This is a genomic window from Geminicoccus sp. (assembly GCF_036263595.1).
GTDB lineage: Bacteria > Pseudomonadota > Alphaproteobacteria > Geminicoccales > Geminicoccaceae > Geminicoccus.
This window is the reverse complement of sequence record NZ_DATAGQ010000186.1, coordinates 1-7,751: the sequence shown is the minus strand read 5'-3', so window position 1 is coordinate 7,751 and position 7,751 is coordinate 1. Positions and strand designations below refer to the sequence as shown.

7 protein-coding genes and 1 tRNA gene are annotated in these 7,751 nt (G+C 66.1%); all 8 read right to left on the bottom strand.

The window, feature by feature from the left end:
* Positions 1 to 127: transposase (locus VHL31_RS19890; protein ID WP_329662982.1), on the bottom strand; the 127-nt coding region annotated here is incomplete at its 3' end.
* Positions 128 to 255: 128 nt separating this feature from the next.
* Entirely contained in the window at positions 256 to 1,095 is an 840-nt protein-coding gene (locus VHL31_RS19885; RefSeq protein WP_329662981.1) for a BtpA/SgcQ family protein, read from the bottom strand.
* 29 nt (positions 1,096 to 1,124) lie between these two features.
* Positions 1,125 to 2,048 (bottom strand): carbohydrate kinase family protein, encoded by a 924-nt coding sequence (locus VHL31_RS19880; protein WP_329662980.1) that lies wholly within the window; start codon positions 2,046 to 2,048, stop codon positions 1,125 to 1,127.
* On the bottom strand, positions 2,045 to 3,256 hold the full coding sequence (locus VHL31_RS19875) for a hypothetical protein (RefSeq protein ID WP_329662979.1): 1,212 nt from the start codon (positions 3,254 to 3,256) through the stop codon (positions 2,045 to 2,047). Before VHL31_RS19875 ends, VHL31_RS19880 begins: the two co-directional genes overlap by 4 nt.
* 10 nt (positions 3,257 to 3,266) lie before the next feature.
* Positions 3,267 to 4,229: an ABC transporter permease gene (locus VHL31_RS19870; RefSeq protein ID WP_329662978.1), complete on the bottom strand. Its 963-nt coding sequence runs from the start codon at positions 4,227 to 4,229 to the stop codon at positions 3,267 to 3,269.
* Positions 4,219 to 5,703 carry a sugar ABC transporter ATP-binding protein gene (locus tag VHL31_RS19865; RefSeq protein WP_329662977.1) on the bottom strand — a complete coding sequence of 495 codons (1,485 nt, stop codon included), beginning with the start codon at positions 5,701 to 5,703 and terminating at the stop codon, positions 4,219 to 4,221. Before VHL31_RS19865 ends, VHL31_RS19870 begins: the two co-directional genes overlap by 11 nt.
* A gap of 17 nt (positions 5,704 to 5,720) precedes the next feature.
* Positions 5,721 to 6,824, bottom strand: coding sequence for a substrate-binding domain-containing protein (locus tag VHL31_RS19860; RefSeq protein WP_329662976.1), 1,104 nt, complete (start codon positions 6,822 to 6,824; stop codon positions 5,721 to 5,723).
* A gap of 627 nt (positions 6,825 to 7,451) precedes the next feature.
* Positions 7,452 to 7,539, bottom strand: a tRNA-Ser gene (locus VHL31_RS19855).
* Positions 7,540 to 7,751 lie beyond the last annotated feature (212 nt).

Genomic DNA, 7,751 nt, shown 5'->3' with positions numbered 1-7,751 from the left:
TCTTCCAGCGATAAAAGGTCGGCTCTGAGATCCCCATCTTGCGGCAGATCTCCTCGATCACCGTTCCACCCTCTGCCTGCCGCAAGGCAAAGGCGATCTGCTCGTCGCTGTAACGCTTGCGCTTCATGGCATCCGTCCCTCCCAGGGTTCAGATCGCCCGAAAATTCGCATACCGGCCGGACCAGTTTCCAGGGTCAGGACCAGGCTGAAGCGCTTGGCTTTGGTGCTCTATCTGAGCCATTTGTCGGATTCGGATCAGGCTGGGTGGTGCCGGCGTACTTCCGCGACAAAGGCATCGACACGGGCCGGATCGACCTGGTTCCACCATACGCCGTCGTGTTTCAGGCTGGATCCAATGATCGCTCCATCGAGGTCGGTCAGAAGAGACACAGCATTGTCCTTAGCTAGACCACTGCCGGCGATCACCGGTAGGCTCGTGCCGCTGCGCACGTCCCGGATCTCCTCGGCGGGAACGGAATCACCGGTCCGGTTGCCGGTCGCGATCGCGACGTCCGCGTCGTAGAACTCGGTGTCCCGTGCCAGCTCCGCCACGCCGCGATCGCCGACGATGGCATGAGCACCGTGCTTGACGTGGACGTCGGCGAAGATCGCCACGTCGTCGGCGCCGATCATCCGCCGATAGCGCAGCGCCCGGCCACTCTCGCCCTGCACCAGTCCCTCGTTGGCGACATAGGCATTCACCCACTGGTTCACCCGGATGAACCGGGCACCGGTGGCCTTGGCGATGGCCAACGCGCCGATGGCGTCGTTCGCCAGCAGATCGAGGCCGAACGGCAGGTCCACCGCCTCTGCCACTGCCTTCACCACCACACTCATCGCCGCGACAATCTCTGGCCCGATCTCCCCAGGCGGGAGGAACGGGATGTCGCCGTGATTCTCGATCAGGAGCCCATTCATGCCGCCGGCGGCATAAGCCTGCGCATCCTGGATCGCGCGTTCGGCAATGGCCGCCATGGGCTCGCCCTTGTAGCGGGGCGTGCCAGGAAGCGGCGCGCAGTGGACATTGCCGATCAGCGGCTTGTTCACCTTGAAGATCGCGTCGAGGGGCGAAGGGCGGTGCGGAGCCACGGGCATGAAGAGGTCCAGTCAGACGTCGGAACGGATCAGAAATCGGTAGCGGTGATGCCGGCCCGCACCCGTTCCAGACGTGCCTGCCGCTCCGCCTGGCCGGGACGCGCGGTGCGCAGGGCTCCGCAGGCCTCAATGACATAGGAGGCGGCAACCGTGCCCATCGCCGCGCAGACGTCCAGAGGCTTGCCATCCACCAGCCCGGCGAGAAAGCCGCCGCAGAACGCATCGCCGGCACCGGTCGTGTCGACCACGGCGGCGGGATAGGCTGGGACCCGCACGAGGCGACGCTCGTCCGGCAGGCAGACGATCGAGCCTTGCTCCCCGAGCTTGACCGCGATCGGGCAGTGATGGGCGACCGCCTGCTCGGTCAGCCAGTCCTCGAGATCGGCGGGTTGCCAGATCCGCCGGATCTCGGCCTCGCTCGGCAGGAAGGCCGACAGATGGCGAAGGAAGGTCAGGTCGCGATAACGGCTGGCGTCGATATAGCCGTCCGACAGCAGGTCGAGCGTCACGACCGGCCGGGACGGCAGCGCATCGAGGCGGACGGCATTGGCCACCGAGCTGTCCGGACCCTGCGGCGCGATGTGGAACCCCCGTGCGTTCCGATAGAACGAGGGCAGCGGCCCGCGGCCGGCATCCATCTCCGCTGCGGTCGAGGAGGAGAGCTTCGGAATCTGCTGCTTGTCGCTGTCGTTCTCGTGGAGAAGCCAGAGCTGGAGGCCGTTGCCCTCGATCGTCTCGATGCCGCGACTGTCCAGGCCGCGCGCCTCGATGTCCGCACGCACCAAGCCCAAGTGACGGCGTCCGGTGACCGAGTGGATGCCCACGGAATCGTTCCAGACCTGCGCGCCCACCGCGGAGTAGAGCGCACCACCGCCGAGCACGTCGCGCTGCACGACGTCGCCCAGGATGATGTCGTCGATCGTGAGCCAGCCGATGGTGACGATCTCGCTCATGCGGTCCGCCCGAACAGCTCGGCGGTCAGCTCCCGGTAGAGCGGTGCCATCGCCGCACCATAGACCATCGCCTTGGAGAGGCTGACCAGGTCGTGCAGGTTCGCGCGCGGCTCGCCCTTGTCCAGGTGCCGGTTGAACCCGGCAAAGCCCAGGAGGAGGATGTTCGGGGTCTTCAGGAGCACGCCGACATCGTCGCTGCGCGAGGTATAGGCGTTGTTCGATTCCTGGACCGGCACGCCGAAGCCCCGCAGGATCCCGACGAAATGCTGCGCCAGGGCGTAGAGATGCGGGGGCGTGACCGCACCGCGTGCCAGGCTGGAGAATTCGGCTAGAACCGCTCCCTGGCCCAGCCGCGTGCTGTTCTCCACCCCGCCGCGCGTATCGGCGTCCTTGTCGCCGCCGGCCTGCTGGACGTCCGCGATGATCGCCAGATCTGGCGTCGGCAGCACATTGACGATCCGCGATCCTCCGCGACCCATCATCTGGCTGCCGGTCCCGCGCGGGCCTTCCTCTTCGTCAGGGAAGGCCAGCATCGCCTGGATCCCGGCCGCGGCCATGACCGGCGCGGCCACGGCCAGAGATGCTACGGCCCCGGCATTGTCGACATGGCCGACGAAGTCGCCGCCATCCAGCTCGCGACAGGGTGCCGTCATCACCACCCGGTCGCCGACCCGAAGCGACGCGCTCATGTCGTCGGGCCGGAAGAACGGCTCGTTCCGTTCGGTGACGAGGCTGCCGGATGCCACCATCCGGTAGCCGTTGGAGGGAAGATCGTAGCGGTAGGCCTCGGCCGGCCGCACACCCTCCTCGATCAGGTGGTAGCAGAACGGAACCAGCGGGTAGCGGTCGTCCCGGCGCGGCTGGATGAGGTAGCTGATCGTATCCAGATGCGCGAAGTACCAGACCGGCTTGGCGGGCTGGTCGCTGCCGGTCAGGATCACCGTGCTGCCTGTCTTCTCGAAGTCCTCCCGCAGGTGCAGGCCTTGCATCTGCATGGCCCCGTCTTCGCCGAGCAGGCGCTTGAGCACAGGGGTGCGGAAGGCGCTAGCCGCCGTCGACGGTGCCGGCATGTCGGCGATTGCGAAGGTGTAGCGGCGGATCCGGTCCAGGGTGATGTGGGAATCGACCTGCGGGCGCAGCAGCTCGAGTACCGGCAGGATCCGCTCGCTCACGAGATCCATCGATCCGTCCTCACGTCTGGTTGGCATCGATCCGTCCTCAGGTCCGGTTGGCGCGGCTCATGCCGAACACGGCGACCACGATCAGGGCGCCTTTCACCAGCTGCTGCACGAAAGGGTCGACCCCGTTCAGGTTCAGCGTGTTGGCGAGCACGCCGATGATCAGGGTCCCGATGAAGGTACCCCAGACGGAACCCTTGCCGCCGAACAGCGACGTGCCGCCGACCACGACCGCCGCGATGGCATCCAGCTCGTAGCCCTGGCCGGCGATCGGCGTGCCGATGCTGAGCTGGGAGGCATAGACCACGCCGGCTACCGCGGCGAGCGAGCCCGAGATGACATAGACGGCCGTCTTGTAGACCCGGACCGGCACACCGGACATGCGTGCCGCTTCCTCGTTCGAACCGATCCCGTAGACCGAGCGGCCGAACGGCGTCATCCCGAGCACGAAGGCGCTGACCAGCAGGGTGCAGACCAGCACGATGGCCGGGATCGGAATGCCCAGGACGTAGCCGTTGCCGAAGTAATAGAAGGACTCGTCGAGAATGGGGATCGGGGTGCCGCCCGTGTAGATGAACGCGAGGCCGCGTGCGAACGACAGCATGCCGAGGGTCATGATGAAGGCGGGAATCCCCGCATAGGCGATGCCGAGCCCGTTCACGAGGCCGGCACAGGCGCCTGCCAGGAGGCCCAGCGGGATGGCGACCGCCAGGCTCTGGCTCTCCAGCAGCCCGGCGTAGAGGACCACCGAGAGGCCAAGGACCGCACCGATCGACAGGTCGATGCCCGCGGTCAGGATCACGAAGGTCATGCCGAGGGCCAGGATGCCCACGATCGCCACCTGGCGCAGCACGTTCAGGAGGTTGGGAATGGTCAGGAAGCGGTCCGAGAGGATGGATGCGACCACGACCAGCAGGATCAGCGCGATGAGGCCGCCCAGGCGGCCGGCACCGAGAGTCCGCAAGGTCGCAACGATGCCGGAACGGGGGATCTCACGCGGCAAGGGCTGCTGACCTCATGATGCTGCTTTCGGTGGCTTCGTCACGGGAAAGGGTTGCCGCCACCCGGCCACGCCGCAGAACGACGATCCGATCGGACAGGCGCAGGATCTCCTCCATCTCCGAGGAGATCAGGACGATCGCCACGCCGTTGGCCACGAGCTGCTCGATCAGGGCGTAGATCTCCTGCTTGGCGCCGATGTCGACGCCCCTGGTGGGCTCGTCGACGATCAGGATCCTGGGCTCGATCGCGAGGGCGCGGCCGATCAGGACCTTCTGCTGGTTCCCGCCGCTCAGGTAGCGGATCTCGGTGCCCATGCCGGCCAGGCGGACGTCCAGCTTGCCGATCATCTCGCGGACATAGCTCCGTTCCTTTGCCAGGTTCATCACGCCGAACCGGGTAAAGCGGCGCAGGTTGGAGATCGTGGCGTTCTCGCGCACGGGCCGGTTGGGCAGGAGGCCCTGCGCCTTACGGTCCTCGGTGAGATAGCTGATGCCCTGTCTGGCAGCAGCGTTGGGGTTGGCGATCCGCACCTGCCGGCCGAACAGCCTGATGGTTCCCGCACTCGGATGGCTCAGTCCGACCAGGGCGCGCGCCACCTCCGAGCGGCCGGCTCCGACCAGGCCGGCCAGCCCGATGATCTCCCCCTCGTGCACCGCGAAGGAGACGTCCGTGAACTCGCCCGGGCGGGTCAGGCCTTCGACCTGCAGGACCGGCTTGCCCGAGCTGTGCGCCTGCCGGGCATGGACCGGGAACTGGCGGCCGATCATGTGGCTGACCAGCCATTCCTGGTCGATCTCGCCGACGGACGCCTCGCCGGTCTTGGAACCGTCCCGAAGAACGGTCACCCGGTCGCAGATCCGGAAGATCTCCTCCAGGTGATGGGAGATGAAGACAATCCCCAGCCCCTGCGCCTTCAGCCGCGCCACCAGCTCGAACAGGATCGCGACGCGCTTCTCGTCCAGCACGGCGGTAGGCTCGTCCAGGATCAGCACCCTGGCCGACAGCGAGATCGCCTTGGCGATCTCGACCATCTGCTGCTGGGCGATGCTGAGGCGGCCGACCGGCACCGACGGATCGACCGCGATCGACAGGCTGTCCAGAAGCTCCGCCGAACGCCGACGCATGGCTGCCTTGTCGACGGTCCCAAAGCGCGTGGTCGGGAAGTGACCGAGGAAGATGTTCTCGGCCGCCGACAAATGCGGGGCCAGCGACAGTTCCTGCTGGATCACCACGATGCCGCGGGCCAGCGCATCCCTCGGCGAGCGCAGGCGGGTGGCCTGGCCGTCCACCAGCAACTCGCCGCGGTCCGGCTGGTAGACGCCGCCCAGGACCTTGATCAGCGTCGACTTGCCGGCACCGTTCTCGCCGACCAGTGCTCGGACTTCGCCGCCATGCACCGCGAAGTCCAGGTCGTGGAGGACGACGTTGCCGTGGAACGACTTGCTCAGGCCGCGAACGGCCAGGAGGGGCGTCACGCCCGCGCCGGACCCGGTCAGCGGCAAGGGTCGGGGGTAGGCTCGAAATCGCCCCAGCCACGGCCGATCCACTCGTCGGCATTCGCCGCGGTCACCACCGGAGAGTCAGGCAGGGTCAGCGTCACCCCAGGCTGGTCGTAGGGCTTGGCCTCGGGGATGGGCTTGCCGGTCATCTGGTAGATGACCGCGCGCAGGCCGATATCGCCGATGAAGGGCGTGTAGTTGCCGTCCGCGCCGAACGTGCCGGCCTTGACCGCCTTGAACCCGGCGTTGGAGCCATCGAACGTGTAGTGCCTGATGCCATCCTTGCAGCGGTTCGCCCGCGCGATGGCGAGCTGCGCGCCCCAGGCGGACTCCTCGGCATGGGAGAAGACCGCGGTGATCTCGGGCTGGGCCGTGAGCCAGTCCTCCATCAGCGGGACCGCGGGCTCGCGAATCCACTGGCCATCGCCGGTCGCGAGCACCTCGATGTCCGGATACTTGGCCAGGACGTTCTTCATGCCCTTGTCGCGATCGACCGCGGGCGACGAGCCCTTCAAGCCGGTGATCACGACGATCTTGCCCTTGCCGCCCAGATCCGCCGCCATCTTCTCGGCGACCTGCTCGCCCATGGTCACGTTGCTCTGGCCGATGAACAAGGTCTTCTCGGTCGGCACGTCGCGATCCAGCACGACCAGCGGCAGGCCCTCGTTCATCACGGCACGCGCGGCCGGAACGAGACCCGCCGATTCCACGGGGCTCATGATCACGGCGTTCACGCCCCGGGCGATCAGGTCGCGGATGTCGTTGTTCTGCTTGGCGACATCGACGTTGCCGTCCAGCACGACCAGCTCGATGTTCGGATGCCGGCAAGCCTCCGCCTGCAGCGATTCCAGCATCGACACGCGCCAGGGATGGTTGAACCCGGTCTGGGAGAACCCGATCGTGATCGGCTTTTCCTCGCCATCGACCATCACCGGCCCGGCCTCGACCGGCAGGATGTTCGTGAACGGCAGCTTCTCGTAACGGGCCGCCAGTTCCTCGCAGGTCGCATTGGTGATCGGCTGCCGTTCCTGGGCAAAAGCCACGGCCATGGGCAGCGTAACCAGGGCCGACGTGAGCAGACAAACCCTTCGCAACATCCTGTGTCCTCCCCAGAACGGCCGCCATTTTCAGAAGCCAGCGCCCTGAGCCCGCGAGGGTAGTAGCAGCGACACCCGTGTCAACGCGCGATGATAAGTCGTGTTCTCCAAGGCAGGCTCTTGTTGGAACGTCTCTATCAACTTCATTTAACTGTAAATCAAAGTTCGCGACGAAGGACTACTTCCGGCGCTGCATCCGTCATTAGCCTGTTCCCACCGGGCTTGGCGTAAGTTCATGGCGAGGCATCTCCTTCCTCACGGTCATATACGGCTCCACTTACTGCGGAGGGTCCTCGCGCTCCGGATCGTGCCGGACCAGCCCGCTTTGTGGTGGGTGTGGCCGCCGGGCATCTCGGGCTCGAACCTCCTCACAGCGATGGTGCGGGCGGCTCTCAGCCCGCCTCAACTATACCTCACGTGCACGTACTGCTCCGCAGGATGGCCTATACCTCAACCTCCACGTCAAGCTCGGTTGAACAGCGTGAGCTTTGGCGGAATAAGGTGTCCAACCGGCGGCTAAGAGCGGAAGGCCATCATCATGAAGGAGCGCTGTTGGGGCCAGTGTTGGTAGGAATAGACGCTTGCTCAACAGAACCATATGCAAATCAAACGTTTACCAGCTCAGATTGGCGGAAGCGGTGGGATTCGAACCCACGAGGGGTTGCCCCCCGGCGGTTTTCAAGACCGCTGCCTTCAACCACTCGGCCACGCTTCCAGCGCAGGCACGGACCTAGTCTGCGCGTGCGAGGGATGCAACTGGTCTGCGTAGAGGGCGGCCTGTCGTCTGCCTCGCACTACTTTGGCACGCTGCTTTGTGGCCGGTCCTTTGGTGCGGGCAGCGGGCTCAGGCGTGGTGGAACAGCTTGACCAGCTGGCAGGGTCGGCTGCGGCGGTGGTTCTGCGGGCCTGGCTTGCTTGCTTTTCCCC

Coding starts and splice junctions, on each gene's coding strand:
- VHL31_RS19885 (WP_329662981.1), bottom strand. CDS start 1,095: ATGCCCGTGGCTCCGCACCGCCCTTCGCCCCTCGACGCGATCTTCAAG.
- VHL31_RS19880 (WP_329662980.1), bottom strand. CDS start 2,048: ATGAGCGAGATCGTCACCATCGGCTGGCTCACGATCGACGACATCATC.
- VHL31_RS19875 (WP_329662979.1), bottom strand. CDS start 3,256: ATGCCAACCAGACGTGAGGACGGATCGATGGATCTCGTGAGCGAGCGG.
- VHL31_RS19860 (WP_329662976.1), bottom strand. CDS start 6,824: ATGTTGCGAAGGGTTTGTCTGCTCACGTCGGCCCTGGTTACGCTGCCC.